This window comes from Streptomyces sp. NPDC093591 (assembly GCF_044764885.1).
Classification (GTDB): domain Bacteria; phylum Actinomycetota; class Actinomycetes; order Streptomycetales; family Streptomycetaceae; genus Streptomyces.
The window spans coordinates 1-26,216 of record NZ_JBIWIY010000018.1 but is presented as its reverse complement, the minus strand read 5'-3'; the positions used below and the strand labels follow the sequence as shown (position 1 = coordinate 26,216).

Here is a 26,216-nt window from a genome sequence, read left to right as displayed (position 1 = left end):
ATCACGCGGTCCACCGCCTCGTCGGGATCCCGGCCTCCTCGGCAATCCGGGCGGTGTGGCTGGCGCCCCGGCTGCCGTTGCGGATGAAGGCGAGGCAGACGTCTGCGCCGAGGTTGACCATCCGCTGGTTGCGGATGTATCCGGCCCTCTTGCCGTCGATCACCCAGTTCGCGGGGTGGGCTTCGATGACAGCGCCGAAGCCTCGGGCCCATTCGTGGGCCATGTGGTCGGCGCCGCTTGGACAGGCGCCGTGTACGAGTACGAGGTCTTGGTCGGTGGGCAGTTCGCGGGCGACGGTCGCGAGGGCTTGCCAGATGGCTTGCTGGTCGTACCAGTCGCGGCTGCCGGTGACGAGTACGCGGTAGGTGTTCATGCGGCTTCCTCGTAGTCAAGTGGCTGGGTGTGAACCCACGGCGGCCGTGTGCGCCCGCTGGAGCGCCTGAGACGCGTGAGGACGTACATCCGGGCTCCGAGACGCCCACGCGCCCACGACGGCCCGACGGCGCGCCGTGCTGCGGCCTTTGCGGCGGGAGTGACGAGCGGGCCGATCGCGAAGCAGACGACGCAGAGGACGAACGCGGCGGCGGCGGCGAGGATCTGCACCCACATGACGGCGGTGTCGATGATGAGGACGAAGGTGTCCGCGGCTTCGGCGATCACGGCCGGGCCTCCTTCGGCTGCTGCGCGGCGGCGGGCTGCTCGGCGGTGGCGATGTCGCACCAGCGCTGGTAGTCCTGCGGCGCGACGGTCGGCCCGACGAACCCGAGGACCTCACCGGCGTCCGTCAGGCCCGCGTTGTCGACGGCCCTGAAGCCGCTCAGCACCTCGCGGAGGACGGCGGTCAGCATGGCCCGGTCGACGGTCACATTGGGCTGCGTCCCGTCCGCTTGCCCCGGCACGGCAGACACGGCGGCGGGGGCGGCGGCCATACGGCGCAGCAGCTTCATCGCGTGGATCGTGCCGAGGTCCCACGCCTCACGCATGCTGCCGAGGTTTTCGTCGCCCTCCTCGCCGACCATGACGTCGTAGTCCAGCGCAAACACGGCGTCGGCGGCCTCGGTGAGGATCGCGGCCCGGTACTCGGCCAGCAGTCCCAGCCGTCGGGCAACGGGGTCCTGGCCGAGCGGCGGGAGCCCCAGCTCCGTGACCCGGTCGTGGATGGCATCCCACGGCGCGCCCGTCCCCAGCCCGAGCGCCTCGGACAGGGCGAGGCGGTGCTCCTCGGCGGCCCGGTCGACGCTCGCGGGCAGCACGGCCAACACCGCCCCGGCCGACTGCCAGTACGCGGGCTCCATCCCCGTCCCGTCCAGCGGTACGACATGGCCGGGGTGATCGTGGGCGTACAGCGCCTCAGCGATGCGGTCGCGCAGCGCGGCCCGGTCAGCGAGGTACGCCTTGAAGTCCTCGACGGCTCGGCGGTCACCTTCGCTCATCCGGTAGTTCGGGTTGTTGCCGCATGCGGGTCCGGTCATGGTCTTCTCCAGGTGGGGTGTGGTGTGATCGGGGGCGCGGCCGCCCGTGGCTCCAACACGGGCGGCCGTCCTGCTGCTCACGCGCAGATCACGCACCGGTGATCAGCGATCTCGCTGTCGTGGCAGCAGTCGACACAGGCACGGCAGTACGGGGTCTGCTTGTGCCAGGCGTGGCCGTCGAAGCGAGTGTCGGCCGGGTCGAACGGGCGGCGGCACTTCCCGCACACCTCGGCCGGCTGCTCGACGGCCGGCTCGTCCTCGCCGCCGGTGGTGACGGACTCCAGCAGACTGTGCAGCTGGTCCCCGGCGGTGCTGATCTTGCTGGCCCAAATTTGGCCGAGGTCGTCGCGGACGGCTTCGGCTTCCTCGGCGGTGAGGGTGACGCGGACGGTGTCGTCGGTGCGGTCGATGTGCATGGGTGTCCTCTTCGGGTGGTGGGGTGGGCAGGCGGATCAGGCGGTGGGCCAGGCTTGGCGGCAGCCGTTGGAGCGGCAGCGCAGCCCGAGGGGCACGCGCTCCGGGATCCACGAGGAGTTCTCGTCGAGGATCGAACGGCCACAGCGGGACATGACGCCTTCTCCGCGAGGTGCCTTGCGTCCGGCCATGTGCACGGACTTGTCGCTGTGGACGTCGGGCCGCTCGTACCAGGACGCGTCACGGGTTGCGGCCCATGGCTCCTCGTTGTCGGGTGTGGTGGTCACGTTGGTCCTTTCTCGGGCTGGTGGATCAGGCAGAGGGACGGGCGGCGGCACGGCGGGCGGCGGGGCATCCGGCGGTCGTGTAGTGCACGGCGCCCTCACCGCAGTCACACGGCCCGGACAAGCCCTCGTCGTCCTCGTATCCGGCGACCGTCCACCGCCCGGCATCCCGGTCCCAGACCACGGACCACGCGTTCCGGTCAGTGAGGGTGCCGTCAAGGTCGATGCCGACCGCCATCCCAGCGGCCTCGACCGCGTTCAGCGCGTCGGCAACGGCCACCCAGCGCGACCGCTCGGTGCGCGGCGCGAGCATGTCGGCGATCTCGTCGTCGGCGAACCCGTCCCGGCGCAGCGACGCCGCCATCTCGTCCCCGTCGGCCGACACATGGTCGTTGACCGACGCGGCCAGCGTGTTCAACGCCTCCTCGACGAGGAGCTCGGTCTGACCGGACTTGGCGACGTCGCGCAGGTAGTTGAGGCGTTCGGAGCGGTTGTTGCGCTGCCGGAGCGTGAACGCGTGCTGGGCCTGTTCGGCGGCGAGTTCGGCGCGCAGTCGGGCGGTGTCGGCCTCGATGCGGTAGAGCCGGTCGAACTCGTCGGACAGGCACTCGTACACGTGCTCGGCGAGAAGCTCGGCGTCAGGCTGGTCGACCCGGCTGAAGTACAGGTCGACGGCCTTGCGGATCGCGGTGCGGGTCTCGTCGAGTTGCTGGTCGGTGGGCTGGCTGGTCATGGGCTGGTCCTTTCGGGTGTGGTTCGCGGGGTAGTGATCGCGCGGGGCTTGGTGGAACCGAGTGACGCTCAGGCGGTGTCGGCGGTGAACAGGTCCCATTGGGCGCCGAGGCGTTGGTTCGCCCACAGCACCTCGGTGCGCCCCTTGTCGGACTTGGCGTTGCCGGTCATCGACGCCTGCTCGTACCTGTGCCAGCCGTCGTACAGCTCGAGGTAGAGCGGGCTGTCGTAGCCGGAGAGGACGACGCTTGCGTTGCAGTCGGCGAGCGCAGCCGCCAGGTGGCGGTGCTCGTCAGCGGTCTTCATCTCGCAGCGGTAGTTGTTGCCCCACCCGCGGGTGCTGCCGAGGTACGGCGGGTCGACGTACAGCAGCACACCGTCCCGGGCCCCGTAGCGGGTGATGAGCTCCAGTGCGGGCAGCGCCTCGAGGGAGACGCGGTGGAGACGCTCGGCTGTGGCGGCGAGCCGGTCAGCGTAGGCCTCGAGGTAGCCGGGCATCGAGAGGGACGATCCGGCGGGGTCGATGTAGTGCCGCCAGCCGGTGTTCCGCAGCGTGCCGGAGCGGCCCTGTGCGAGGCGGCACCAGATTCGGCGGGCCAGCTCGAGCTCATCCGTCGTCGGATCCCACGTGGCGGCGAGTTCGGCGCGGCCATGCGGGGTGAGCATGCAGGCGCGCAGCAGCTCGGTGGGCCGGTCGCGGAGGACGCGCCAGAACGTCATGAGTTCGCCGTCGAGGTCGTTGACGGTCTCCATGCGGGACGGTCGCTTGGCCAGCAGGACGGACAGGCCGCCAGCGAACGGCTCGACGTAGTGCTCGTGTTCGGGCAGCAGCGACACGATCCATGGCGCGATCGTCTGCTTGCTTCCGAAGTAGGGCACGGGGCTCTTCACGGGGCTGTGCCTTTCGTGGGTGGGGTGTGGGTGGGCGCGGGGTCAGGCGGCTTGTCCGTCGATGACGCGGAGTTGTGGCCGGCGGGGGCGTTGGCGGTCGCGGGTGGCGGTGTCGCTGGGGTCTTGCCAGCCGTTGAGGGCTTCGTCGAGGGTTCGGCGGTGTTCGGCTTGTTCGAGGGCGGTCCAGGGGCGGCTGTGCGGGTCGCTCGGGGGTTGGGCGTGGCCGAAGGTGCCGGTGGGGATGGCTTCGGCCATGAGGCGCTCGTACGCGTTCACGGGTCGGTCTCCTCGCTGGTCTCGTCGGGGCTGGTGGTGGTGCGGTAGTCGTGGACGGCTGCCTCCCATTCCTGGGCGGGCAGTGCGCGTTCGGGGGCGGGGTCGGGTGGTCTGGTGCCGGGTGGCCATTGGCCGGGTTTGTGGTCGGGGGGTTTGGGGATGGCGCCCCAGCTGGGTTTGCGGCGTCGGGTGGGGGTGCGTGTGGGGGGTTTGGTGGGTCGGATGAGGGCGCGCATGTAGGCCTTGAGGTCGCCTTGGTTGTTCATGGCGGTGATGTCGTCGCGGTGGACGGGGTGGTCGTTCACTGGCCCTCCAAGGGCAGTTCGGCCTGCTGACCGGTGGTGGTGGCTTCGCGGGCGAGGCAGCGGCGGCAGACCTCGGGATAGTGGATGGCGAGGGAGGACCGCAGGGCCATGGCGGTCTGGAACTTGACGTGTTCGGCCAGGAGGCCGTGGGCGGCCATGTCGTCGATTGCCTCGTCGGTCATGAGGGGTTCGTCGAGGGGGACGTGGCAGCCGCAGGGGCAGCCGGGTTCTCCTCCGATGCCGAGGGCGGCGGTGTGGGCCCAGCAGGCGTGGTGCTTGTGGTTGCGGCAGGCAGGGCAGATGAGGGTCTTCTCGCCGAAGGGGACGACGACCTTGCCGGGGCGGAGTTCGGAGTCCTTCGCGCGGTAGCCGCGGCTGCGGCCTGCTCCTCTGGTCATGCGGTCTTGGTCTCCTGCTCCTGCTGGGCGTCGCGGGCGTCGTCGACGCGGGAGGGGTGGGGCGTCGAACGTCGGCGGGATGCGGTGGCTCCACCGCCGGGGACGACGCGTCGTGCGCGGCAGGGTTCGCCGGCGGGGGCCTGGCACCAGTCACACGGGACGCTCAGGGCGTCGGGCTGGCCGTTCTGGATGGCTGTGCGGCGGGCGGCTTTCACCGGGCGGTAGTCGTCGAGGGCTTCGTCGACGTGGTGGGGGACGTAGGAGCCGAGTTCGGCGAGTCGGCGGGCGACGTCGGGGTGGATGGGGCCGCCGGTGAGTTCGTGCTGTGCGGGCTGCTGCTGGCCGGTGGCGACGGCCTGGCGGGTGGCGAGGAGTTCGGCGCGGTAGGCGTGTGGGTCGTCGGGGTTGGCGGCGGGGGTGGGGTCGGTGTGGCGGTGGAGTCGTTCGGCGCGGGTGCGGCGTACGGCGGCGGCGATCTCTCCGGGTGAGACGAAGGGTTGGGTGGAGGCGATGGCGACGGCTGCGGTGCGGGCTTCGTCGAGGCGGAAGGGGTAGAGGAGGTCGTGCCAGGCGTCGGGGGTGTATTCGTCGAACTTCTGCTGGGGGCAGAGAGCGCGGACGTAGCGGCAGAGGGCTGCGGCTTCTTGGCTGTTCATGCGGTGCCTCCTTCGGCGGCGGCGTCGCGGGCTCGGGCTCGGGTCATGGCGCGTTCGAACCAGGCGTCGGTGTCTTGCTGGTGGTTGGGGATTGCGCGCAGGGGGCGGGTGGCGCGCTGGGCGTCTTCGGCGATCCACTTGCGCCAGGCTTCGGGCCAGTTGCGGCGGCGGGTGCCGGTGGATCGGTAGTGGGAGAGGAACTGCTGGGTGGAGTGCTGGAGGTCGACGTGGGGGTGGACTTCGTTGGCCCAGCGGCGCATGGAGTCGGTGACGGTGAAGCCGTCGGTGTCGATGGGGGCGGGGGGCCCTTCGGGCCAGGCGTCGGCCGTCGTGGTGGGGGTGTTGTCGACGAGCGCGAGCTCCCCCCGGTTCAACGGACGGTTAGTGGGTGGTTCAAAGGACGGTTTGGGTGACGTGGGCGTCACCCCACCGGCGACGTGGGCGTCACCCCACTCGGACGTGGGCGTCACCCCGGGGGTGACGTGGGCGTCGGGGGGTGACGTGGGCGTCACCCCTGACGTGGGCGTCACCCCTACCTCTGCGTGAGCTGCGGCTTTGCGTCCACCGCGCGCACGGGATGACGCCAGCGTCACCCGTGACGCCTGCGTCACCCCATCGGAGCCGGCGCGGCCCCCGGGAACGGTGATTTCCATGGCGAGGTCGTAGACGTGCGGGCGCCGTTCGGCGGGGATGTGCGCGGCCGCGTGCTGGTCGCCGTCCCGGATGAGGCCGAGCTTCTGGAGTTCCTTGAGGTCGCGCTGGACGGACCGTTCCGCCTTGCATGCGTACGCGGCGAGGGTGCGCACGGACGGGTACGCGCCACGGCCGCGCTTGTCGGCGTGGTCGGCGAGGCCGAACAGGGTGCCGAGTAGCTGCGGTGGCATGGGCGGCGCGTACTTGAGTGCCCACACGGTGGCTTCGAGGCTCAACGGTCCTTCTCTCGTCGTACTGATTTGGGGCAGGACTGATAACCCCCAGTTCAGGGCGGCTTTGCCGGGGCCTCTTGTGGGTTCGATTCTACCCGAGGGTGACCGGTCACCCGATAGTCAAACGAGAGTCCGGCTGTCACAGTGTGGTGACCAGCGCAAAGAGAGTCAGCTACCCTGTCGACATGACGACGAAGGGGCTTCCCGGCCGCGTGATCCGCATCGACGACGAAACGTGGGCGGACTACGCGAAGGCGTGCGAGGAGAAGGGCGTCGCGCGCGCTGCGGACATCCGCATGTACGTCAAGCGCGAGGTCGCGGCGTGGCGCAAGCGGCAACGCGACATCGCTGCCGCGCGCAACATCGCCGAGTCCTGACACCGCCCCTCCTCTCATCCCAGCCCCGCGCCGTGCGTGCGGGGCTTCGTCGTGCTGTCAGCGGAAGCTCGTCGACCGCAGCCCGCCCGGCTTGCGAAGCCGTACGCCGGCCTCGATCAGCAGCGTCCGCGTGGTGCCGTACGAGAAGCCGATCTGGCGGGCGGTGGAGGCGATGGTGCAGCCCTGCACGTACAGCTCGGCGGCCCGTGCCCGGGTGCGGACGCGGGTTTCGCCGGTGAGGTGTTTGCCGCTCATGTGGTGCCTTTCGTCGGATGGTTGAGGGGTGGGCCCGGGCCCCGCTGGCGGGGGAAGTGCGGGGCCCGGGCCCCGCTGGCGGGGGAAGTGCGGGGCCCGGGCCCCGCTGGCGGGGGAAGTGCGGGGCCCGGGCCCGGGTGGCGGCCGTCGGCGTTGGGGCGCCGTGGGAGCCGGCCGCCAGGTCAGGCGGCTCAGTCGTGGTCGTAGAACTCGACCTCGATGCCGTCGCGGCGGACGGTGATGTTGGCGTGGTCGCCGAATGCATCCAGCAGGACGTTCTCGAATGCGCCGCCCTCGACCGCCGCCTCCAGCGCCTTGCACCGGTGGTAGCGGGCCTCGTCCGGGCCCTCGTACGGCCGCGTCTCCCACTTCCGGGTCTGCTCGTTGAAGTCACCGGGGACCTTGCCGAGGCTGCGGTGGCCCCACATCTCCAGCTCGTCCTGGTCCGCGTCCTCGTCGGCGGTGGTGCGCACCCACGTGCCGTGGACGCCGAAGGTGCAGGGCTCACCGTCGTTGAAGTACGGCGTGTACTGCCGCCACCCGAACTCGACGATCGTCGGGTCGTCGAGGACGGCCTGAAGGATCGGCTGGAGTTCCTCGATCGGCTTCTGCTCGACGCGGGTCTCACCGCGGGTGATGTCGCCGTTGATCGGGATACCGAGGAAGTTCGTGGTCACTTCATGTCTCCAGAGGGGTGGGTGAGGAGCAGGTGGGAGAGGGGGACGGTCTTGCGCTGACTACCGGACATCCACGGCGCGATGGCCATGCCGTCGATGTAGTCCGCGGGGCTGGGGAGCCAGCCCAGGTCTTCGAGGACGTGCTGCTCGGCGATGAGCCGCACGGGGACCTGCACGGTCGAGCGGACCTTGGGGACGTCGAGGGTGACGCCGAAGATGCGCTGGCACAGCCACACGCCCTCGGTGTGGTGGTAGAGGGACCGGTGGCGGACGTCGCCGATGATCCGCTTCGAGCTGTCGATGAACTCGTGGACGGGCAGGTACAGGTCGGGGCTGCCGCCCCACTTGCGGGCGCTGCTCTGGGCGTGGTGCCAGGAGTTCACGCGTGTTCTCCTTGGGGCTTGTGGCCCCGCCGGTTCGGTCGGCGGGGCCGCTGTCAGGTGGTGGTCTTCGTTGTGACCGCGGACGCCGGGATGCCCGCCCCCGGCCGCGGCGCCGGCAGGCCCTTCGCCGCCCACGGGGCGTGCGCGTCGCACAACCAGCCGTTGACGTAGAAGCGGAGCTCACCGGCGTGCGCGCCGCGGGTGGCCGGGCAGGGCTGCGGGATCCGGCTGCTCACGCCGCGACCTTGGTGGTGCCGGTGCGGCGCAGCCGGTTGTCCGCGTCCGTGTTCGCCCGCTTGCACGGCAGACACGCCGGCTCCTTGTGCTTCTTGTGCCGCTGGTAGCCCTGCCTCGTGCCGCACAAGGCGCCCTCGTCACGCATGCGCCCGTCCGTGAGATGGTCCGCGCGGTGACAGTCGATCCCGCAGGTGCGGCGGACCGGGCCTTCGGGCTCGCGTCCGTGGCCGAGGAGGAACGCCACCCTGAGGGACGTGTACTTCTCGCCCTGGAACTTCATCTGCCGGGCGCCGTACCACAGGACGTGGCCGTTCTCAGTGCGGGTGGTGCGGCGGGCGAACGCCTCGGCGAGGGTGGCCGGTGGCGGCTGCTTTTCCGGCTTTGGCTTCGGAGGTTCGACAGGGCTGCCCTGCTGGGCGCGCTTTTTGGCCAGTGCGCGGCGTTCTTTGTCGGTGAGGCCGCCGCGGACGCCGAAGTTGTTGTCGCCGGTGTTGAGGGCGTCGTTGAGGCATTCCCGCCAGACGGGGCAGGGGCGGCAGATGCGTTTGGCTTCGGCGATGCGGCGCTGGTTGTTGTCGGGGAACATGGCGTCGTTGTGGCCGATGCATGCGGCGAGCGGCAGCCAGGTGCGGGCGGGTTCGGTGTCGGGGACGGAGCCGGTGTAGTTGCTCACGACAGCACCGCCTTCACACGCTCGCCCAGCCAGCGAGCCGCGTTCACGGACACGGCGTTGCCGATGCCGAGGATCTGCGCCTCCTGGCTGGCGTCCGGGAGGATGTAGTCCGCGGGGAAGCGCTGCGCCGAAGCCAGCTCGCGCGGGCTGAGCATGCGCAGCGTGCAGTCGTCGACCTGCGGCGCAGGTCGTACGAGACTGTGGTGCGGCTTGCACGCCACCGTGGTGAGCGGCTCTGCGGTCGTACGAACGGCGCCCTTGCGGCCGTTGGGCACGATCAGCGCGTGGTGCCGACCCTTCGCCGAGACAGTCGGGATGGGGCCCGTCGTGGCGACCGCGGTGCTGTTCTGCCGGAGCATCGCGACGTGCGGCTCATGTCCGTACTTCGCCAGGCCAGCTGCGACGCGCTCCCGGGTGGATACGGCGTACGGCGTGAACTTCTTCCGGTCCGGGCGCCCATCCCCGATCCGCGTGCCCGGCATAGACCAGTCGATGACGTCGCCGATAGGCCGCACGGTCGGGTCGAGGATGAGGTGCCCGCACTGCCGGTTGGGGCAGCGGTAGTCGTACTGCACGCCCCAGCTGCCGACCTTGCGGCGGCGCGGGTTGCGCCACACCTGCCGCGCCTCGACGGGGCCGCACTCCGGGCAGAGGGCTCGGGGCCGGACCTCAAGGTCGGGCAGCGGGATGCCCTCGCGGGTGAAGACGACGTAGCCGCGGTTGCGGTGCTGCGGGGCGGTCTCGTTGTCGTCATCGCCGAGGTGCGCGCTGGACGCGCACACGATCTGGTGGTTGTAACCGAGGATCTTGAAGCCTCCGAGCCACCAGTCGAAGAGTTCCCAGTCGGTGAAGAACTCGATGACGTTCTCGCAGAGGACCGCGTCGTACCGGTGGACCTCGGTCGCGGCGATGATGTCGAGCGCGGTCGCCCGGGTCCGCTCGAATCCGGGCTGGATCGGGTTGCCGTATTCGTCGACACGGACTTCCTTGCCGTCCGCTCCCAAGAGGTACGTCTGGCCGTACGTCCTCTTCCGACCGCCGGCCGGTGAGATCTCGGTGCAGATCGGGGACGCCCACAAGACGCGAGTCTTGGGCAGGCTTCGCTTGTCGTAAGCGTGGATGTCCTCACACAGGTGCTCCGTGCCCGGGTGGTTCGCCTGGTGCGCGTCGACCTGAACGCGGTTGTGGTTCATCACCAGGCGCGCCCGCATGCCCGCTTCGATGAGGCCGCGGGTGGAGCCGCCGAGGCCGCAGAACAGGTCGGTGAAGTCGAGATCCCAGTCGTGCTGGAAGGTCCCTCTCATCGGGCGGTCACCGCCTCGCGGTCGGGCCACTGCACGCCGGCCAGCGCCGCACGATGCCCGTCCGGAACCTCCGCGAGCGGCTGGCCGAGCCAGTCGAGCCCGGCCGCCCGCAGCACGAGCGCGTCTGCCTCGTTGTCGTTGTCGAGGACCGCCCCGTACCGACGTTGCGCAGCCTCCAGCACGGCTTCCTTGCGGCTGCCACCGTTGCCAGTGGCGTACTTCGCGCGGGACATCGGCGGCATCACCGCGATCGGGATGTCCTGCGAGCACAGCCGGTCGACGATCCGCCACCACAGGCCAGCTCGGTCCCAGATGCTGCCGCCGACGGAGTGGTGAGAAGGGCCCTCGATGACGGCCAGGTCGACGACGCCGACGGCGAGGAGAACCTCGTCGACGATGGCCTTGATCCGGGTGCGGCGCTGGGCGATGGTGTCCTTGCGGCGGCCGGTGGAGGTGATGAGCGTGGTCCCGGCGAGGGTGGCTACGCCTGTTCCGGTGAGGCTGACGTCGATTCCGGCGACTCGGTATGGCCGCCGCGGCCCGGCCGCCGCGGTGGCGGCCGGTGCCTCGGGGGTGAACAGGGTGGGTGCGGTGCTCACTTGGCCTCCTCTCGGGGCGTGGTCGTGTTCAGGTGGCCGTGCGGGCACAGCCAGGCGTCGCCGTGCACCGTCACCGGCAACTCCATCCCGCACGGCCCACACGGCCGGAACGCCTGCGCGACGACGGTGTCCGGGGCGGCCGGCCACACCGGGCGCGGTACGGCGAGCTGGTGCAGGCCGGTCGGCGGGAACAATGCGGCGGCAGCACGCTGAAGGACTGCGCCGAGGAACCGGGTCATGACGCGTCCGCCTTCGGCTTCTGGTAGCCGGGCTGCCACTGGCGGCTGTCCTCGATCCCGCGAGGAGTGAGGCCGACGGCGTCGTCGAGGCGCCGCTGCAGACCGTCGGCGCGCTTCGTCTCCGTGCGCCGGTCGGCGAGGAGCTGAGAGACGATGCGTCGGAGGCGGGCTACGCGCCGTTCCAGCTGGGCGGCGTACTCGGGGTCGGCTTCGGTGAGTTTGCTGATCCGCTGGCCGAGTTCGAGGTTGCGGCCGTGCAGGCGCCGGTTCGCGGCGTCCGCGGCGGCGAGCTGGTCGAGGGCCTGCTGCCGGTTGAACTTGGCGGTGGCCTCCGCCTTCACTGCCTTCTCGGCGCGCTCTCGCTGCCGGTCCGTCTCGGCCTTGGCCGCGGCGACTTCGGCGCGGAGGCGCCGGGTGGTGGTGAGCCCGAACATCAGCCTCGCCCCCCGTCGCGCTGCTGCGGGATGAGCGGCCACGAGCCGTCGATTACCTTGTTCGGGTCGCCGCCCTGCTCCGGCGTCGCCTTCGTGCGGAACCACTTCTGCAGGCCGGCCTGCTGCTCCGCCCGCCATGCCTTCTGCGCGGCGAACAGCTGCTGCGGGCCCATCGAGTTGAGCTGCGGATGCCGCTCGAACTGCGCCTCCGCGATCAGTAGCGCGGCGAGCGCGTCGGCCTCGGCGGTGTGCCAGTCCTCCAGCTCGACGCCGTACCGCTCGGCGGTGGGCTTCAGCTTCCGCATGCCGCTGCCCTTGACGTACTTGTCGACCTGCTTGTCAATGACGTGCGGGTCAAGCAGGGGCAGGGGGGCGAAGTTCAGGCGCTCTTCGACGGTCGGCAGTCCGTTACGCGCGAGGTCATAGTGGAGGATCGACCAGTCGAAGGACTGGTTGAACGCGATGACCGGCATGCCCAGGCTGATGGCGTGGGCGAGGCACGTGGCGATTTGGTCGAGGGCTGTCTTCGGGTCCTGGCCATCGGCCTGCACCATCTCGTTGGTGATGCCGTGGACCTCGGACGCTTCCTCCGGAATCGGGATGCCGGGGTTGATGAGCCAGGAGAAGTCACGCTCCTCCTGGCCGCCGCCGCGGACGATGAACGCGGCGGTGACGATGCGGTCTTCGAGCGGGTTGGGGCCGGTGGTCTCGGTGTCCCATGCGCTCCTGCGGACCTCGGCGAAGGCGCTCACTGGCGGGCCCCCGCTCCGGGCTGCGCGGCGGCCGGCCACTCGCGGGCAGCGGGCTCGTCGTCGACGACCTCGCCCTCGATCGGGCCCTCGTCCTCGTCGTCCTCGACGGAGGCCGGGGCGGGCATCGGCGCCTGCGGGGCTGACGTGCCGACGGCGGGACGTTGCTCGGCGGCGACCTCGGCCTGCGCGCGCAGCTGCTCGCGCATGTACTCGGCCGAGGTGGGCACCCACTTCGTGAGCCGGTGGGCGGCGGTCTTCATCCACATGGCCTCTTCGTGCTTCTGCCACGGCGAGTACGCGGAGTCCGAGCCCTGGCTCATGGCCTTGGCCTTCATCACCTGGGCCCGGTTCAGGACGACAACCTTGCTGGTAGCGCCGTCCTTCATCACCGCGTAGGCGTAGACCAGGCGCAGCTCGCCTCGGTCCTCGGCGTCCCAGTCGATCTCGTGCTCGGGCCGCTCGTCCCGGCCGGGCGAGTAGCGGAAGGTGTCAGCCTGCCGGACCACCTCGACGATCACCGAGGAGACTGCGCCTGCCCGGTAGATGAGTTCGATCTCGCCCTGGTAGCCGCGGATGCCTTGGATTTCCAGGCGGCCCTTCTGCTTGCGGGGGACGAGGTAGTACTGCTCGGTGCCCGGGGTGAGGCCGAGTTGGGCGGCGTCCATGAGGGCGCCCATCAGGGCGGCGGGGTTGTTCTGGGCGGCGAGGGCGAGGTTCTTGTCGCGGCGCAGGACACCGACAGCGAGGCGGACGAAGGTGTCGGGCTTGACGTGGGACGGCATGACCATGGCGAGGTCGTTGCGGTAGTGCTCGACCATGGCGCCGGGTCCGTTGTCGCGGACGGCGACGGCGTTGGAGACGGTGTTGTCGGTCATCGGGCGTTCCTTCGGGTGCGTGCAGGCATGAGGGAGTAGGTGGCGCCGTCGCGGACGGTGCGGGTGGCGATGCGTTGGCGTTCGCAGACGGCGCGCTGGCCGGTGCCGATCGCGTCGAGGAGCTCGCCCTTGCAGGCGGTCAGCTCGTCCTCGGCAGCCCACGCGGCGTCCTGCGCGGCGTAGAACCGGTCACGGAGTTCGGTGCCGATCTCGACGTCCACGGGGTCGAGGCCCTCGGGGATTTCGCGGAGCGCCTGGTACGTCGCGGAGTGCCCGTCGATGTCCGGCCGGATGTCGCGGGCGAGGTCGTCCATGAAGCGGGCGCCGGCGTCACGCAGCAGTTGGGCCTCCGCCGGGTCGTACTCGACAACGTACTCGCGGTAGTCCGACAGGCCGATCAGGACGGCGACGTGACACCGCTGGAGTCCGAGGACGTCGAGGTACCAGATGCACTGAGCCCGGTACCAGACTGGGATCTCGCCGGTGCCCTCTTCGCCCCAACCTTCGTCGTCGTAGGCCGTCTTCGCTTCGACGATCGCCACCGGCGGCTTCGCGAGGGTCGGGCAGGTAGGGCAGTCCTCGCAGCACGGCCCGCAGTCCTCCGGGTCGCAGCACGCGGGCTTGTGCAGACCGCAGTCGCAAGGCTTGTGGAGGAGCCGGTCTGGGTTGGCGATCTGCTCGCCTTGGGCGTACGTAGGCGCGATGCTGACGACGAACTCGGGGTGGAGTTCGGCGAACTCATCGCAGATAGTGGGCTCGTGCTTTTTCCCCCACCGCATCTGCGGGGACTCCTCAACCGGGCCGATGAGGCCCTTCTTGCGGTGCCAGAGGGAGAAGCGGGACTCGTGAGGACTGAGGCCGAGGACAGCGGCGATCTCACTGCCGCCGATTCCGTTGGCCCGTGCGGCGTGCCAGGCGTCGGTGCCGGGCTCGAACCATCCGAGGATGGTTGGGCCGGCGGCCGGGGCGGTGGTGGCCCCGGCCACAGACGTGTCGATCATGCGGCGTCCTGGAAGGTGAGCGACGCGAGGGCGTCAGCCCACGCGAGGTTGGCGAGGAGGACCTGGGCGGGCGTGCCGTTGAAGGCGCCGCCGTAGGTGGCCTCGTGGCGTTCGGCGATCTCGCGGGCGGCGCCCGGGCCGCAGCGGAGTTCGCCGCGCTGGATTTGGCCGAGGACGCGTTCGGTGTCGGGGCTCGGTGTGATGGTCGGGTAGCTCACGGGCGGCCGTCCTCTCCGGTCGTGGGGTGGTACAGGCGGCGCGAGTCGATGTCGACCGCGGTGAGGTGGCCCTGCCGGGCGAGTGCGCGCAGGTCCTTGCGCGCGGTGTTTCGGCCCGCGGTGGGCCACGGGGAGCCGGTCATGAGCTGCTCGGCGAGCTGCGTGGTGACGGGGCGGCCGTGTGTCCTTATGGCGGCGAGGAGGTAGGCGCGGCGGGAGATCAGTTCAGGCATCGGCGACACCGTTCTCGGTGACGTCGGTGGTGCCCACGTGCAGGTGGATGTCGAAGTCGTCCTCGCCGTACGCGTACGGCTCCCACTCGCCTCGGAAGTGCCGCCAGCCCAGAGCTGTGCGCTCGCCGTCGTCCGGGTGGGTCGTGACGGTGTCGACGCGGAACTTCCAGTCGGTACCGTGGTCGTGGTCGGCGTAGGTGTGGCCGGGTTCGAAGAAGTCGGCGGGCAGCATCCGCAGGTTGTCCGGGCGGACCGCGCCACGGTCGACCTTCGAGGCGAGCAGCCACACCGGCGTCTTCTCTCGGGCCTTCTTCACCAGCCAGGCCACGACGTCCGCCTTGGGGAGCAGCTCGGCCTCGGCGAGGACCTCATCGCGGTAGGCGTCGAGCATCTCCTCGGCACCGGCCTTGGCTTCGGCGTCGTTCGCGCTGGGCACCTTCCACCAGAGCAGATCGGCGATCTTTGCGCGGGCGCTCATGCCGTCCTCCGCTCCGGGTTGAAGCGGGACAGGACCCGCTCCACCTCGACGAGCTCGGCCAACATGCGGCGCGTGTCCGGGATCGACACCTCAACCTGCGCCGTGTCCATGCAGGCGACGTCCTCGACCTGCTCCAGCGCGGCGTCAAGCTCGCCGTCGCGGCGTACGCCCTGCACGACCGAGGCGAGCTCGTCGAGGGCGTCGAGCACCTCGTCACGGGTCTTCGGCTCGGCCCATCCGGCGACGAGCTGCATGAGCGTCTCGGCGCGGATGGCGTCGACTCGGAGGACGGAGTGGAGGTGGTTGGCGCCGAGCTCAAAGCTCAGCGGCGGCTTCGAGGAGTGGATCACCGGGCACCGTCCTCGTCGACGTGGATCTCGGGCTTGCCGGTCTCGTCGTCGCGCATCAGGCTCCACTCGCCTTCGATGTTCAGCGACTGGTTGCCGCTCCCCGCGCACTGGTGGCACAGCGTCGGCGTATCGGCTTCAAGGGCGGCAGCTTCGAGGTGCTCCGGTGTCGCGTCCTCCGGGGCCTCGAACTCGACGACGCATGAGGCGGTTTGGAGCAGCAGGGCTCGGTACTTCATCGGTGGTCCCCCGTCGGGATGGTGAGGATGAGGAGCGCGGCCACCGTCAACGCGGCATCGCGGGCGGCCTGCCCGGCGTGGCGCTGCACGGTGGCGGTGGCGCGGTTGAGGTCGTGGCCCGCATGCACGGCCGCCTGGTGGACGGCAGCGGTCGTACGGCGTACGGCCGGACGCGGGTCGAAGTAGGCGGGGTCCGCGTCAGCGAACGCGAGCGCGAGGATCAGCGCGCCGACGGGGACGAGGCCGAGTGACAGGGTGGCCGGGACGGTCAGGTCGGCGAGGAACGCGGTCACTTCGCACCGCCCGACTCGGCCGGGTAGGTGCCGCCGTGCACGCGGGTCACGTGGCCGTGCAGCTCCTCCTCGGCCGAACCGTCGTCCACGTGCCAGACGCTCGTGGTCCAGCCGCAGCCGCAGGTGCGGGAAACCTTGGCGTCCTTGCCCTCGACCGGACCGGAGCCGCCGCCGAAGGGGTTCAGCTCAGAGAACTCGTGCGTGCAGTCCTCGGCTTCGCAGGCGTACGGGTCCGCGTCGGGCTCGTCGCACCGGCACTTGTTCGTAGGGCTCGTCGTCATCGCGCACCGCCCGTCTCGGCCAGCGGCGGGATACCCCGCTCGGCACGGAACTCGGCGATCGCTGCGTAGCAGCAGACCGGCTCACCCTCGACGCTGTGCTCGTCCTGATTCGTTGAGTCGTCAGCCGCCTCCTCGGCGGTCAACGCCTCGAACTCGGCCCGGCAGTGCGTGCAGATCGTGATGTCGTCGGCGGTGAACGCCGCGCTGAACCCGGGGTACTCCTCCGCGAGAAGCTTCTGCACGGCAGGCCAGACCTGCGTGCGAAGGGCGTCGGTCTCGTGGGCGTAGTCGTCGGCGGTCCAGTACGGGCTGACGGGCAGGGTGATGGTGAGGCGCCCTCGGGTCTGCGCTTGCTTCTTCACTGGACACCGCCCGTCTCGGGCAGTTCCCGGCCGAGTCGGTACGTGTGGCGCAGGTGGTTCGGGTCGTCGTCGCGGAGGGCCTGCGTCGGCGCCAGCAGCTGCGTCAGCTTGTCCGCCGACCGACTGGCCTCCGGAGTGAGCAGCGCATTCGCCACCCGCTCCGACTCCTCGACACGGGCCAGCATCAGCCACGCCTGCCGACGGCCCGGATGCGTCTCCCGCCGCGCCCGCTCGGCGTACGGCGTCCGCAACTCCTGCACCGCGTCGTCGAGCGCCTCGTTCGTGACGTGCCGCTCAGCCTCCAACTCGGCAACCCGAGTCCGAAGCTGCTCCAACTCCGTCTCCGCGTTCACCGCACGGAGGTGCATCGCGTTGTACACCGACCACAGGACGGGCGTCTCCGTGCCAGCGGCGTACCGCTTCAGCTCCTCGCTCATCGCGTTGACTTGCTCGTCGGCGCGACGCAGCCCCGCCTTGTAGCGCTCGCGCCCGGACTTCAGCGCGGCATCCAGCGTCACGGCGATCTCGTGCAGCGCCTTCTCCGCGCCGCTGTCGTAGGTGGCCGTGGACCAGGTGCTCGTCCGCTCGCCGTACTGCGCCAGCCGGATGAGCGCGGCCTTCAGCGACATCGGCGCCTGCAGCTCCGGGCCCACCGGCACCGGCAGCACATCCGCCGACCCACAGATCCCGTGCTCCGCCAACTCCACCAGCGTCGCCATCACGAACTCCGGGCACCCGCACACACCCTCCGGCGCATACAGAGCGATCCCCGACGACGTCACCGTGCGACGCGTCCAGCACATGCCGTCCCTGGTGTTCACCACCAACGGGGCACTCACGACGCCACCGCTTCAGCCGCCACCGGCAGGGACACAACCACCTCGACCGGCACGTCACGCCACACCGCGTTCAACACGTGCCTGCGCAGCGTCCGCCCAAGGTGCTCGTAGCAGTTCGCGGCATGCACATCCCCGCCGAGCACGTCCTGGTACGCCACCAGAGCCGCCATGGTGTCCGTGTGCACGAACCCGCGCAGCTCGGTGATGACCGAGCCGATCGACCAGCCCGCCTCGGGAAGTTCAGGGTGCTCCTTGAGGAGCTGCACCAGCGCGGTTGCCGCGCTGATCTGGGTAGAGTTGCCAATCACGTGATCCACTCCTTGCTTCGTGCTTCAGTGGGTTGCGCAGGGGCTATTCCGGATGCCGGTCCGGGGTGGCCCCGCTTCTTCGTCAGGCGGCGGCCGGCGTCTTCACGGCCGTACGGCGAGGGCGGCGCTGCCGGGGGATCGTGCGCCCGGTGCGCGGGTCGCCGGCGGAGCGGGCGGCGTGGATCGCGGCGCGCTGGGCACGGTCGGTGATGATCTTTCCGCCCTTGCCGTTGCGGCCGCAGAGGTCCGGGTGGGTGGCCAGGAACCGGCGGAGCCAGGTGAGGCTGCAGCGCAGGACGTAGGCCGTCTCCTGCGCAGTCATGTACTCCTGGTTCGGGTCGGCCGGGGGGACGGGGGTGCCGTACCTCTGGGACTTGGTGGGGGTCACGGAACTACGTCCTTTCTGTTGGCGGGTCCTCGGTGGGGCGAGGAGGTGTGCGCCGGAGGCGCGCGTCGTTCGCTCTGAGGGCGGTGCGGAGGCGCTTGTACGACGCGGGTCTCATGCGGCTGCGGGTGCCGTTTTCGAGGTGGCTGATGTAGCGCTCGGTGACTCTGACCAGGTCAGCAAGGTCCTTGCGGCTCATCCCCGCGTGCATGCGTTCCTCGCGGATCGCGTCCCCGTCGACCTCGAAGGTCGTCGGTTGGTGCATGCTTCGAAGTTAGCGTTAGTTCGTCTCGCTGTCTAGCCTGAGTTCGTCTTAGATCGCTGAAGTTCGCCTCGATGAGGCGGGTGAGGTTCGTCTTAGTTAGCGTTACCTAAACTAAAACCGGCCGATTACCCCGTTGGAACTAGCTGGAACTAGGGGTGCGCTGCGAAGATGTCGACATGGCAACTCGCGATCTCGAACGCCTCGGGGCGACGGTGAAGGCCCACCGGCTGCAGCGGTACTCCTCGCGCGACGCGGCAGGCGCCGCCGGCGGCATCACCAAAGACACGTGGCAGCGCGTCGAGGAAGGCCGCCCGGTCCGCGAGTCGTCGTACATGGGAATCGAGAAGGCCCTCGGCTGGGCCATCGGCAGCTGCATCCTCATCGCCGAAGGCGGCTCACCCGTCCTCGCCGGCGACGCATCCTCCTTCGACTCGGCCGGCGCTGCAGTGGAGCGGCCGACGGCGAAGGCGGTGCGGGAGGAGGCCTACCGGGCCGCGGAGGCGAAGATGCCAGGTGCCCCTATCGGGGAGGTGCGAGCGTTCGTTGACGAACTTGTGGAGGCTTTGCGAAGGGTTGGGGCCGTCTCGGACTCGGATTGATCAGTTCTGATATCCGTACAACCATTTCGCCGTAACCTGATCGTAACGTTCCGGTGGTGACGAAACCTCATCAACCCCCTCCCGCCCACGCGTTCGCCGTGTAACCCTGACGATCCACCCGGGGAGGTCCCGCAGGCGACATAAGGGGGACCGGTGAGAGTCATCAACCTGGATCTTGGGCCGGGCATCCTCGGATACCCGACCCAAGTAGACGGCGAGATGGTATGTGTCCTGGCTCCAAGGGCCGTCGAAGACCGCGCAATTCAGGAGCGCGTGAGGCAGTTCATGGGAGCCGAGGGCCGAGACTGCAGAACATGCCGCGGCTGCCCTGTCGGCACGGCAAAGTAGGCAGTCAGTACGCGGAAGCCCGGCGGTAGGGGTGCCTGCCGGCGCATCCGTGCTCAACTCACCTGAGTCATCTGGGGGGATGACGTGCCTTATGTGGAAGCGCGCGGCAACTCAATACGCGTGAAGTGGTGGGGCGGCGAGTACAAGCTCGACGCCGAAGGCCGGCCGACAAAGACGAAGAAGTACGAGAGTGCAAGCGGGCCCGCACCCGGCGTCAAGTTCCAGGACGAGAACGAGGCGTACACCTACGGCCTCGACCGCGAGTACGAGCAGCGTCACGGCAAGGGCGTGCGCAGGGCCAGCGCCGCAACACCAATGTCTGAGTACATCTGGATGTGGTTCGAGGCCGTCGATATCCGGCACAACTCGATGCGGAGATACCGCTCCATGCTGCGGTCGGTTATCGAACCGTACTGGGGGAACCGGCCCGTTGGTGAGATCACGCCCATCGAGTACGACGTGTGGAAGCGGCGCATCAGCGCGCAGTACTCGGAGAGCTACGCGGGCAATGTCACCGGCCTGTTCAAGATGCTCATGGACGACGCAGTCACCAAGTACAGGCTGCGCACGGACTCTCCCATCGTCGAGCAGCGGCGCCGCGGGCGCTACAAGAAGCGCCAGGTGGTTCGCGTCAAGACGGAGTTGCCGTTCGGGGCGGTTCACCAGTTGGCCGTGAACGCCCATACGGTGTGGGGCTACACAGGGTGGGCGTACATCTGGACCATCGCCTTTGCCGGGATGCGGCCGCCAGGCGAGATGGTTGGCTTCCAGCGTGGGTTCGCGTCCCCTAACTGGCCAGCGACGGATCCCGATATGGCGCGCGGTCGGGAGGCGGCGAAGCGGTATGAGGGCATGCACGCGCTGCGGGTGCAGCATCAGGCGTACTACGTCGACAGTGTGCCGACGCTCGCCGGGCCGAAGTATGACAGCTACCGGACATTGGTCATCCCGCCATTCCTGCATGAGATGCACACTGCGCTGCTGGTCTCCCATTCGTCGCCGTGGGTGTTCCCGTCGATGAGCGGTAAGCATCTGCTGTCGACGCCGTTCACGGACTCGTATTGGAAGCCGATCCGCGACGGTGCCAAGGAGCGCAAGCCGCGGCCGAGCCGTATGCGGTACGTGCGCCCGGAGATCCCGGCGGTGCCGGAGATGGCCGGGCAGGACATCTACCGGCTGCGGCACTGGCACCGGGAGTTGTTGGACGAGCCGGGGGCGGACATCGCGACCATCGCCAAGGAGGCCCGGATGGGGCACGAGGTGGCTGGGATGGAGGGCGTGTACAGCCGGGTGACGATCGGGATGGAGATGCGGATCGTCGAGTACCTTCAGGGTGTGTGGGAGAAGAATGTGGTGGCGGGGGGTCTGTGGACTCCCCCTTTTCCCATTTCTCTCCCATCAGAGCCCGGTATGGATACTCCGCTGCAGTTCAGCGGGCTTCCGGTGGTTGGTCAGTTGTGATCTCCGACATGACGCCACCGTAGAGCCCGCCACTGACAGCGGCCTCCGGCTACTTCGTGAGGTCGGTCAGCTCCCGGTCCTCCGCTCGGGCGACCCGGCGTCGGATCGCGAACCAGCCGGCGACCAGCATCGCCGCGATGACCGGGATCAGGAGGAGGGTCTTGCGGCCGACCTCGGGGTCGTTCCACATCAGGGCGAGCACGGAGAGCAGGAAGGCGATCGTCACGATCTCGGTGACCGGGCTGCCGGGGAGGCGGAAGCTCGGCCGGGTGACCAGGCCCGCCTTGGCGCGGCGGACGAAGATCAGGTGGCAGACCATGATGATCACCCAGGTCGAGATGATGCCGAGGGAGGCGACGTTCAGCACGATCTCGAAGGCCTGGCTGGGCATGAGGTAGTTCAGGCCGACGCCGAGCACGCACACCGCGCAGGTGAGCAGGATGCCGCCGTAGGGGACCTGGCTGCGGTTCATGTGGGCCGTGAACTTGGGCGCCGAACCCGCCATCGCCATGGAGCGCAGGATGCGGCCCGTGGAGTACAGGCCGGAGTTGAGGGAGGACATCGCCGCCGTCAGGACCACCAGGTTCATCACGTCGCCCGCGCCCTCGACGCCGATCTTCGACAGGACCGTGACGAAGGGGCTCTCGTCGGCCGAGTAGACCGAGCCGGGCAGGAGGAGGGCGAGGAGGACGACCGAGCCGACGTAGAAGAGGCCGACGCGCCACATGATCGAGTTCACCGCGCGCGGGACGACCTTCTCCGGCTCGGCGGTCTCGCCCGCGGCGACGCCGACCAGCTCCAGCGCGGCGTACGCGAAGATCACGCCCTGCATGACCAGGACGACGGGCATCAGGCCGTGCGGGAAGACGCCGCCGTTGTCGGTGATCACGTCCAGCCCGGGGGTCTGGCCGCCGACCTTGTGCTGGGTGGCGAGCAGGAAGATGCCGACGAACATGAAGGCGACCAGCGTGGCGACCTTGATGATCGCGAACCAGAACTCCATCTCACCGAAGATCTTCACCGAGATCAGGTTCACGGCCAGGACCACCGCGAGCGCGGCCAGGGCCAGCACCCACTGCGGGATGTCGGTGAACATGCTCCAGTAGTGCGTGTACAGCGCGATCGCGGTGATGTCGGCGATGCCGGTCGTCGACCAGTTCAGGAAGTACATCCAGCCGGCGACGTACGCGCCCTTCTCACCGAGGAACTCACGCGCGTACGACACGAAGGAGCCGGACGAGGGGCGGTAGAGGACCAGCTCGCCGAGGGCGCGGACGACGAAGAAGGCGAAGATGCCGCAGATCAGGTAGGCGATCGCCAGCGCCGGTCCCGCGTTGTGGAGGCGGCCGCCGGCGCCGAGGAAGAGGCCGGTGCCGATGGCCCCGCCGATGGCGATCATGTTGACGTGGCGGGCCTTGAGGTCCTTGCTGTAACCGGCGTCGCCCGCGTCCGCGGGCACCGAGGCCGCGTCGGTACGGGGTGCGGCCACTGCCGTGTTCACGGCGTCCTTGCTCACGGGGGTACCACTCTCTGGTGCGCTCGAGCGGGTCACGCTCGGGTGTCCGGACGTACGTATGGTCCGCGTCCTCGGTAAAGGCGCAGACCAAGGGGTCACCTTCCCCCAGGGACGCGGCTCACGCGGTGGCGCATGTCACAGAGCGTTACTTCTCACAGGGCGGTCCCGCGTCGTCGTCGGGTGGGTCGCGGGAGGTGTCACAGCACTGGTGAGACAGCGATACTGCTGCACATGACGACCGACACCACCGAGGGGCCGACCCTCACGATCGACGAGCTGGCCGCGCGGGCGGGTCTGACGGTCCGCACGGTGCGGTTCTACGGCACCAAGGGGCTGCTGCCGCCCCCGGTGATCGGGCCGCGCAGAGTGGGACGGTACGGGCGCGAGCATCTGGCCCGGCTGGCGCTCATCGAGGAGTTGCAGCAGCAGGGCATGACGCTGGCGGCCATCGAGCGGTACCTGCAGCAGCTACCACCCGATCTGGACGCCCATGACCTCGCCGTTCACCGGGCCGTGGTGGCGTCCTGGGCGCCGGAGTCCGTGGAGAGGGTGACGCGGGCGGAGCTGGAGCGGCGGGCGGGGCGGGCGCTCGGCGACGACGACGTGGAGCGGCTGGCTGCGATGGGTGTCGTCGAGGCCGAGGGTGGGGGTGGAGGTCGGGATGGGCGCGGAGTCGGGGACGGGGAGGGCTCCGGCTCCGGCGACTACCGCGTCGACCTCGGGCTGTTGCGGCTGGGCGTCGGGCTGCTGGACGTTCCCCTGTCGCAGGAGGCGATCCTCGCCGCGCGCAAGGTCCTCATCGAGCACTCGCGTGCCGCCGCGCACGAGCTGTCCCAGCTCTTTCGCGAGGAGGTGTCGCAGCGCGCGGCGCAGGATGTGAAGTCGCTCTCCGCGCACATGCAACCCCTGGTGGTGCAAGCCCTGTTGACGACCTTTCAGCGGTCGCTCAAGGAGGAGCTGAGGGAGTGGCTGGGGCGGATGTCGGAGGAAGGGACCTCGAAGGAGGGCGGATCCGTCTGACACGTCCAGGGTCTGCCCGGTCAGGAGGCCGCTGCTCCGTCGACGTCGTACAGCAGCGTCGGCACCGGATCGGACGGCGCCTGGGTCCGACGTACGGCCTGCCGGTCACGGATGTGCTCGAAGCCGCCGTCCGCCGTCCGCCGTTCGTCGTACGGCGCGAGGGCCGCGGTGAGTGAGCGCGGAAGCCGATCAGGCCCGTCTCGTGGCCGACGAGGAAAGGCGTGGCACGCCGGCGGGTCCACTCCGTCTCCGGAGCGGACCCGCACAGGATCACGCCGTCACGAGTCCGCGATCACGGGCTCCCATAGATCTTGCTGTAGTCGGCGCAGTCCCAGTCGCTGCCCTGTTCCGTGAGGCACTCCTTGGCCTCGAACCATGACACGGTGTCGTCGAAGTTCCAGGTGTAGCTGTTCTCCGCGCCCGACCCCGAGGCGGAGAGGTACTCGGTCCTGTCACCGCCCCACCCCTCCTGGTACGTGGCACGCAGGTACACGCGCGCACCGTGCGAGTCGGCCTTCGTGTCGCGGATGTTCACCTTGACGTAGTACCGACCGCCGGAGAGGCTGACGGTGCCCCAGGCGTGAGCGCCCACGAGGTCGCCCTGCGTGTACTGGAGGTTCCAGCTCGAAGCCGCGTTGGCGGTTCCCGCGGAAACTCCGACGGTCAGTGCGGCTCCGGCGGCGACCACTCCGAGTGATCGCATGATGAGCTTCGTACGCATAGGTCCCTGCCTCCCGGTCGAGCTTCTCGGATTCGTCCACGAACCGTTCGTCCATGAAGCTAGGGAGGCTGCATTGCGCAGACCTTGGACGATCCTTGAAACGGCTGGTCACGGCCGCGCGCACACGGGAGGGGGCAGCGACGACCGAGACGGCGCCACGGACTCCTCCAGGTTGATGCCGTAACAGCAGGATCGGACCAGTGCGAGGGCGAGGACGAGGAACACCTTGCCGGTGGCAGGCGCACGCTGCTCCTGCGGGGCGTCGTGCAGGTCGCCCGGGTACGAAAGTGCGGCGGCACGGCTTGCGCCGGGGGGCGCCGTCACGATCGCAGCGGCACGTCGACCAGGAGCGGCCGCGTCAACCTCCCCGCATCGGCGACCAGTTCGCACAGATGAGTCGCGCTCTGTGCCCGTACCGCGTCGACGCCGAAGAAGCCCGCGGCCCGGGTGAAGTCGAGTTGCCCCAGCTCGGTGCCCGGGCAGACGCCCTGGCCGCCCATCGACTGGTAGGCGTCCTGGACGGTGCGGTAGGCGCCGTTGCTCATCACCACGAACAGGACGGGGGCGGACTGCCGGGCAGCGCTCCACAGGCCTTGCAGCCCGAACAGGGTGCAGCCGTCGCCCAGGACGGCGACCACGGGCCGGCCGGGTTCGGCGAGCGCGCGGCCCACGGCGGCGCCGATGCCCCAGCCGAGGCCGCCGCCGACGGTGTGGGTGTAGCTGCCGGGGCGGTCCAGGCGTACGAGGCGGCGTAACAACAGGCCGACGGTGATGGCCTCTTCGACGACCACGGCGTCGGGCGGCAGGCCCCGGGCCACGGCGTGGGCGGCGGCCCAGGGGGCGAGCGGGGCCCGGGAGTATGCGGCGCGGGCCGCGGACTCGGCACGGTCGCGCTCGGCGGCGTGCCGTTCGCCCGCGCGCAGGATGCGGGACTTGGCGGTGTGGTCGGGGACGCGGTCGCGGAGCAGTTCGGCCAGGCGGTGCAGGGAGGGGGCGAGGGCGCCGACGAGTCCGGTGTCGGCGGGGAAGTTGCGGCCTATCTCGCCCGGGTCGGAGTCGAGTTGTACGACGGTGAGGCCGGGCGGCACGGCGGGGCCGGGGGTGTAGTGGTGCGGGGTGAAGGCGTGTGCGCCGGCGATCAGCACGGTGTCGTACGCGGCGAGTGCGGTGCGGATGGCGTCGTGGCGCGGGGGCAGCGTCCCGGCGTGGAGGGGGTGCGTGGTCGGGAAGTTCAGGCAGTCGGCCATCGGTTGGTGGTGGACGGTGGCACCGCAGGCCTCCGCGGTGCGTATGAGCGCGCCGAGGGCGTCCTCGCGGCCCACGCCGTCGCCCGCGACGATCGCGGGGCGGGTGGCGTCGCCGAGCAGGAGCGCGGCGCGTTCCAGGCCCGGAGCCGGTCCCGGTGCGGGTGTGGGGGTGCGGGCCGGGACCTCGATCTCGGTGTCCTCGGCGAGGAGATCCATCGGGACGGAGAGGAACACCGGCCCTACGGGCGGCCGTACGGCGAGCGCGAAGGCGCGGCGCAGGGCGAGCGGGAGGTCGCGGGCGTGCTGGACGTCGAACGTCGCCTTCACCGCGGGGGCCGCGAGGCCCGTCAGGTCGCCCGAGAGCATCGGGTCCTGCTGGAGGCGGCGGCGGTCCTGCTGGCCGGCCGTCACCACGAGGGGGGTGCGGGAGCGGCGGGCGTTGAGCAGGCCGATCAGGCCGTTGGCGAGGCCGGCCGCTATGTGCAGGCTTACGAAGGCGGGGAGGCCGGTGCCGCGGGCGTAGCCGTCGGCCATGGAGACGACGGCGCCCTCGTGGATGCCGAGGATGTATTCGGGGGCGTCGTCTGTCTCCGACAGGGCGGCCAGGAACGGCAGTTCGGTGGTGCCCGGGTTGCCGAAGACGCGGTCCACGCCCTCGCCGCGCAGGATGTCCAGGAGGGCTTGGGCGGGGCGGGTTCCCATGGGGCTCCTCGGGGGCGGGGCCTGAAGGGGGTCGCCGGTCAGTGTCGGGGGGTGGTGGGGTGGGGGCAAGGGGGCGTGTCGCTCCGCGGTACGCCGGGCGGTTTCTCGCCCCCGCCGCCCCTACCCGTCCCATCCTCCAGGGGCGCTGCCCCTTCGACCCCGCTCCCAGGGGGCTCCGCCCCCTGGACCCCCGC

The 26,216-nt window shown here is 70.0% G+C and carries 45 protein-coding genes; 4 read left to right on the top strand and 41 right to left on the bottom strand.

What is annotated here, in order from left to right; all coding sequences use genetic code 11:
- Position 1: 1 nt before the first annotated feature.
- From ACIREI_RS33265 to ACIREI_RS33210, 12 genes are all read right to left on the bottom strand, one after another.
- The gene (locus ACIREI_RS33265) at positions 2–373 is read right to left on the bottom strand and encodes a DUF2493 domain-containing protein (RefSeq protein WP_403340830.1); all 372 of its coding nucleotides are present in this window, start codon (positions 371–373) and stop codon (positions 2–4) included.
- Positions 370–660, bottom strand: coding sequence for a hypothetical protein (locus tag ACIREI_RS33260; RefSeq protein ID WP_403340828.1), 291 nt, complete (start codon positions 658–660; stop codon positions 370–372). Before ACIREI_RS33260 ends, ACIREI_RS33265 begins: the two co-directional genes overlap by 4 nt.
- On the bottom strand, positions 657–1,472 hold the full coding sequence (locus tag ACIREI_RS33255; protein ID WP_403340826.1) for a hypothetical protein: 816 nt from the start codon (positions 1,470–1,472) through the stop codon (positions 657–659). The genes ACIREI_RS33260 and ACIREI_RS33255 overlap by 4 nt, the downstream gene beginning before the upstream one ends.
- A gap of 77 nt (positions 1,473–1,549) precedes the next feature.
- Complete coding sequence (locus tag ACIREI_RS33250) at positions 1,550–1,888, bottom strand: hypothetical protein (RefSeq protein WP_403340823.1); 339 nt, start codon at positions 1,886–1,888, stop codon at positions 1,550–1,552.
- A 36-nt stretch (positions 1,889–1,924) separates the two neighbouring features.
- Positions 1,925–2,173 (bottom strand): hypothetical protein, encoded by a 249-nt coding sequence (locus ACIREI_RS33245; protein ID WP_403340820.1) that lies wholly within the window; start codon positions 2,171–2,173, stop codon positions 1,925–1,927.
- A 25-nt stretch (positions 2,174–2,198) separates the two neighbouring features.
- Complete coding sequence (locus ACIREI_RS33240; protein ID WP_403340818.1) at positions 2,199–2,903, bottom strand: hypothetical protein; 705 nt, start codon at positions 2,901–2,903, stop codon at positions 2,199–2,201.
- 68 nt (positions 2,904–2,971) lie between these two features.
- Positions 2,972–3,781 carry a DNA adenine methylase gene (locus ACIREI_RS33235; protein ID WP_403340815.1) on the bottom strand — a complete coding sequence of 270 codons (810 nt, stop codon included), beginning with the start codon at positions 3,779–3,781 and terminating at the stop codon, positions 2,972–2,974.
- 54 nt (positions 3,782–3,835) lie between these two features.
- Complete coding sequence (locus ACIREI_RS33230) at positions 3,836–4,069, bottom strand: hypothetical protein (protein ID WP_403340812.1); 234 nt, start codon at positions 4,067–4,069, stop codon at positions 3,836–3,838.
- The gene (locus ACIREI_RS33225) at positions 4,066–4,374 is read right to left on the bottom strand and encodes a hypothetical protein (protein ID WP_403340809.1); all 309 of its coding nucleotides are present in this window, start codon (positions 4,372–4,374) and stop codon (positions 4,066–4,068) included. Before ACIREI_RS33225 ends, ACIREI_RS33230 begins: the two co-directional genes overlap by 4 nt.
- On the bottom strand, positions 4,371–4,772 hold the full coding sequence (locus ACIREI_RS33220; RefSeq protein WP_403340806.1) for a hypothetical protein: 402 nt from the start codon (positions 4,770–4,772) through the stop codon (positions 4,371–4,373). The genes ACIREI_RS33225 and ACIREI_RS33220 overlap by 4 nt, the downstream gene beginning before the upstream one ends.
- Complete coding sequence (locus ACIREI_RS33215; RefSeq protein WP_403340803.1) at positions 4,769–5,428, bottom strand: hypothetical protein; 660 nt, start codon at positions 5,426–5,428, stop codon at positions 4,769–4,771. Before ACIREI_RS33215 ends, ACIREI_RS33220 begins: the two co-directional genes overlap by 4 nt.
- Positions 5,425–6,357, bottom strand: coding sequence for a helix-turn-helix domain-containing protein (locus ACIREI_RS33210; RefSeq protein ID WP_403340800.1), 933 nt, complete (start codon positions 6,355–6,357; stop codon positions 5,425–5,427). The genes ACIREI_RS33215 and ACIREI_RS33210 overlap by 4 nt, the downstream gene beginning before the upstream one ends.
- A 182-nt stretch (positions 6,358–6,539) precedes the next feature.
- Here ACIREI_RS33210 and ACIREI_RS33205 point away from each other — a divergent pair, with 182 nt between their 5' ends.
- Positions 6,540–6,731: a hypothetical protein gene (locus ACIREI_RS33205; RefSeq protein WP_403340798.1), complete on the top strand. Its 192-nt coding sequence runs from the start codon at positions 6,540–6,542 to the stop codon at positions 6,729–6,731.
- A gap of 57 nt (positions 6,732–6,788) precedes the next feature.
- Here ACIREI_RS33205 and ACIREI_RS33200 read toward each other — a convergent pair whose 3' ends face one another.
- From ACIREI_RS33200 to ACIREI_RS33085, 24 genes are all read right to left on the bottom strand, one after another.
- The gene (locus ACIREI_RS33200) at positions 6,789–6,986 is read right to left on the bottom strand and encodes a helix-turn-helix domain-containing protein (RefSeq protein WP_403340796.1); all 198 of its coding nucleotides are present in this window, start codon (positions 6,984–6,986) and stop codon (positions 6,789–6,791) included.
- A gap of 191 nt (positions 6,987–7,177) precedes the next feature.
- On the bottom strand, positions 7,178–7,663 hold the full coding sequence (locus ACIREI_RS33195) for a hypothetical protein (RefSeq protein WP_403340793.1): 486 nt from the start codon (positions 7,661–7,663) through the stop codon (positions 7,178–7,180).
- The gene (locus ACIREI_RS33190) at positions 7,660–8,046 is read right to left on the bottom strand and encodes a DUF6915 family protein (protein WP_403340790.1); all 387 of its coding nucleotides are present in this window, start codon (positions 8,044–8,046) and stop codon (positions 7,660–7,662) included. The genes ACIREI_RS33195 and ACIREI_RS33190 overlap by 4 nt, the downstream gene beginning before the upstream one ends.
- Before the next feature lie 53 nt (positions 8,047–8,099).
- Entirely contained in the window at positions 8,100–8,282 is a 183-nt protein-coding gene (locus ACIREI_RS33185; protein ID WP_403340788.1) for a hypothetical protein, read from the bottom strand.
- A complete protein-coding gene (locus ACIREI_RS33180) occupies positions 8,279–8,956 on the bottom strand; it encodes a WhiB family transcriptional regulator (RefSeq protein WP_403340785.1) in 678 nt (225 codons plus the stop codon). The genes ACIREI_RS33185 and ACIREI_RS33180 overlap by 4 nt, the downstream gene beginning before the upstream one ends.
- Entirely contained in the window at positions 8,953–10,260 is a 1,308-nt protein-coding gene (locus ACIREI_RS33175) for a DNA cytosine methyltransferase (protein ID WP_403340782.1), read from the bottom strand. Before ACIREI_RS33175 ends, ACIREI_RS33180 begins: the two co-directional genes overlap by 4 nt.
- On the bottom strand, positions 10,257–10,859 hold the full coding sequence (locus ACIREI_RS33170; RefSeq protein WP_403340779.1) for a hypothetical protein: 603 nt from the start codon (positions 10,857–10,859) through the stop codon (positions 10,257–10,259). The genes ACIREI_RS33175 and ACIREI_RS33170 overlap by 4 nt, the downstream gene beginning before the upstream one ends.
- On the bottom strand, positions 10,856–11,098 hold the full coding sequence (locus tag ACIREI_RS33165; RefSeq protein ID WP_403340776.1) for a hypothetical protein: 243 nt from the start codon (positions 11,096–11,098) through the stop codon (positions 10,856–10,858). The genes ACIREI_RS33170 and ACIREI_RS33165 overlap by 4 nt, the downstream gene beginning before the upstream one ends.
- On the bottom strand, positions 11,095–11,532 hold the full coding sequence (locus ACIREI_RS33160; protein ID WP_403340773.1) for a hypothetical protein: 438 nt from the start codon (positions 11,530–11,532) through the stop codon (positions 11,095–11,097). The genes ACIREI_RS33165 and ACIREI_RS33160 overlap by 4 nt, the downstream gene beginning before the upstream one ends.
- Positions 11,532–12,284 carry an exonuclease domain-containing protein gene (locus ACIREI_RS33155; protein WP_403340771.1) on the bottom strand — a complete coding sequence of 251 codons (753 nt, stop codon included), beginning with the start codon at positions 12,282–12,284 and terminating at the stop codon, positions 11,532–11,534. The genes ACIREI_RS33160 and ACIREI_RS33155 overlap by 1 nt, the downstream gene beginning before the upstream one ends.
- Positions 12,281–13,159 (bottom strand): recombinase RecT, encoded by an 879-nt coding sequence (locus tag ACIREI_RS33150; protein WP_403340768.1) that lies wholly within the window; start codon positions 13,157–13,159, stop codon positions 12,281–12,283. Before ACIREI_RS33150 ends, ACIREI_RS33155 begins: the two co-directional genes overlap by 4 nt.
- Positions 13,156–14,160, bottom strand: coding sequence for a YqaJ viral recombinase family protein (locus ACIREI_RS33145; RefSeq protein ID WP_403340765.1), 1,005 nt, complete (start codon positions 14,158–14,160; stop codon positions 13,156–13,158). Before ACIREI_RS33145 ends, ACIREI_RS33150 begins: the two co-directional genes overlap by 4 nt.
- Positions 14,157–14,378, bottom strand: coding sequence for a hypothetical protein (locus ACIREI_RS33140; RefSeq protein WP_403340762.1), 222 nt, complete (start codon positions 14,376–14,378; stop codon positions 14,157–14,159). The genes ACIREI_RS33145 and ACIREI_RS33140 overlap by 4 nt, the downstream gene beginning before the upstream one ends.
- Positions 14,375–14,611 (bottom strand): hypothetical protein, encoded by a 237-nt coding sequence (locus tag ACIREI_RS33135; protein WP_403340759.1) that lies wholly within the window; start codon positions 14,609–14,611, stop codon positions 14,375–14,377. Before ACIREI_RS33135 ends, ACIREI_RS33140 begins: the two co-directional genes overlap by 4 nt.
- A complete protein-coding gene (locus tag ACIREI_RS33130; protein ID WP_403340757.1) occupies positions 14,604–15,089 on the bottom strand; it encodes a hypothetical protein in 486 nt (161 codons plus the stop codon). Before ACIREI_RS33130 ends, ACIREI_RS33135 begins: the two co-directional genes overlap by 8 nt.
- Complete coding sequence (locus ACIREI_RS33125) at positions 15,086–15,439, bottom strand: hypothetical protein (protein WP_403340754.1); 354 nt, start codon at positions 15,437–15,439, stop codon at positions 15,086–15,088. Before ACIREI_RS33125 ends, ACIREI_RS33130 begins: the two co-directional genes overlap by 4 nt.
- Positions 15,436–15,675: a hypothetical protein gene (locus ACIREI_RS33120; RefSeq protein WP_403340751.1), complete on the bottom strand. Its 240-nt coding sequence runs from the start codon at positions 15,673–15,675 to the stop codon at positions 15,436–15,438. Before ACIREI_RS33120 ends, ACIREI_RS33125 begins: the two co-directional genes overlap by 4 nt.
- Positions 15,672–15,968, bottom strand: coding sequence for a hypothetical protein (locus ACIREI_RS33115; RefSeq protein WP_403340748.1), 297 nt, complete (start codon positions 15,966–15,968; stop codon positions 15,672–15,674). The genes ACIREI_RS33120 and ACIREI_RS33115 overlap by 4 nt, the downstream gene beginning before the upstream one ends.
- The gene (locus ACIREI_RS33110) at positions 15,965–16,249 is read right to left on the bottom strand and encodes a hypothetical protein (RefSeq protein ID WP_403340745.1); all 285 of its coding nucleotides are present in this window, start codon (positions 16,247–16,249) and stop codon (positions 15,965–15,967) included. The genes ACIREI_RS33115 and ACIREI_RS33110 overlap by 4 nt, the downstream gene beginning before the upstream one ends.
- Complete coding sequence (locus tag ACIREI_RS33105) at positions 16,246–16,611, bottom strand: hypothetical protein (RefSeq protein WP_403340743.1); 366 nt, start codon at positions 16,609–16,611, stop codon at positions 16,246–16,248. Before ACIREI_RS33105 ends, ACIREI_RS33110 begins: the two co-directional genes overlap by 4 nt.
- Complete coding sequence (locus tag ACIREI_RS33100; RefSeq protein ID WP_403340740.1) at positions 16,608–17,450, bottom strand: hypothetical protein; 843 nt, start codon at positions 17,448–17,450, stop codon at positions 16,608–16,610. The genes ACIREI_RS33105 and ACIREI_RS33100 overlap by 4 nt, the downstream gene beginning before the upstream one ends.
- Positions 17,447–17,758, bottom strand: a complete 312-nt coding sequence (locus tag ACIREI_RS33095; RefSeq protein WP_403340737.1) for a hypothetical protein — start codon at positions 17,756–17,758, stop codon at positions 17,447–17,449. Before ACIREI_RS33095 ends, ACIREI_RS33100 begins: the two co-directional genes overlap by 4 nt.
- Positions 17,759–17,840: 82 nt before the next feature.
- Positions 17,841–18,146: a DNA-binding protein gene (locus ACIREI_RS33090; RefSeq protein ID WP_403340734.1), complete on the bottom strand. Its 306-nt coding sequence runs from the start codon at positions 18,144–18,146 to the stop codon at positions 17,841–17,843.
- Between the two features lie 4 nt (positions 18,147–18,150).
- The gene (locus tag ACIREI_RS33085) at positions 18,151–18,408 is read right to left on the bottom strand and encodes a helix-turn-helix domain-containing protein (protein WP_403340731.1); all 258 of its coding nucleotides are present in this window, start codon (positions 18,406–18,408) and stop codon (positions 18,151–18,153) included.
- A 176-nt stretch (positions 18,409–18,584) separates the two neighbouring features.
- Between ACIREI_RS33085 and ACIREI_RS33080 the strand changes: the two genes are divergently transcribed.
- Both ACIREI_RS33080 and ACIREI_RS33075 read left to right on the top strand, forming a co-directional pair.
- Positions 18,585–19,007 (top strand): hypothetical protein, encoded by a 423-nt coding sequence (locus ACIREI_RS33080; RefSeq protein ID WP_403340728.1) that lies wholly within the window; start codon positions 18,585–18,587, stop codon positions 19,005–19,007.
- A 432-nt stretch (positions 19,008–19,439) separates the two neighbouring features.
- On the top strand, positions 19,440–20,816 hold the full coding sequence (locus tag ACIREI_RS33075) for an integrase (RefSeq protein WP_403340725.1): 1,377 nt from the start codon (positions 19,440–19,442) through the stop codon (positions 20,814–20,816).
- A 49-nt stretch (positions 20,817–20,865) separates the two neighbouring features.
- Here the strand turns inward: ACIREI_RS33075 and ACIREI_RS33070 are convergent, their stop codons facing one another.
- Positions 20,866–22,332 carry an amino acid permease gene (locus ACIREI_RS33070; protein ID WP_403340722.1) on the bottom strand — a complete coding sequence of 489 codons (1,467 nt, stop codon included), beginning with the start codon at positions 22,330–22,332 and terminating at the stop codon, positions 20,866–20,868.
- A gap of 231 nt (positions 22,333–22,563) precedes the next feature.
- Between ACIREI_RS33070 and ACIREI_RS33065 the strand changes: the two genes are divergently transcribed.
- Positions 22,564–23,352: a MerR family transcriptional regulator gene (locus tag ACIREI_RS33065; protein WP_403340719.1), complete on the top strand. Its 789-nt coding sequence runs from the start codon at positions 22,564–22,566 to the stop codon at positions 23,350–23,352.
- Positions 23,353–23,372: 20 nt separating this feature from the next.
- Here ACIREI_RS33065 and ACIREI_RS33060 read toward each other — a convergent pair whose 3' ends face one another.
- The 4 genes from ACIREI_RS33060 to ACIREI_RS33045 form a co-directional block, all read right to left on the bottom strand.
- Positions 23,373–23,594 (bottom strand): hypothetical protein, encoded by a 222-nt coding sequence (locus ACIREI_RS33060; RefSeq protein WP_403340717.1) that lies wholly within the window; start codon positions 23,592–23,594, stop codon positions 23,373–23,375.
- 50 nt (positions 23,595–23,644) lie between these two features.
- Entirely contained in the window at positions 23,645–24,055 is a 411-nt protein-coding gene (locus ACIREI_RS33055) for a hypothetical protein (RefSeq protein WP_403340715.1), read from the bottom strand.
- Positions 24,056–24,181: 126 nt separating this feature from the next.
- Positions 24,182–24,397, bottom strand: coding sequence for a hypothetical protein (locus ACIREI_RS33050; protein ID WP_403340712.1), 216 nt, complete (start codon positions 24,395–24,397; stop codon positions 24,182–24,184).
- Positions 24,394–26,022 (bottom strand): thiamine pyrophosphate-binding protein, encoded by a 1,629-nt coding sequence (locus ACIREI_RS33045; protein WP_403340710.1) that lies wholly within the window; start codon positions 26,020–26,022, stop codon positions 24,394–24,396. Before ACIREI_RS33045 ends, ACIREI_RS33050 begins: the two co-directional genes overlap by 4 nt.
- Positions 26,023–26,216 lie beyond the last annotated feature (194 nt).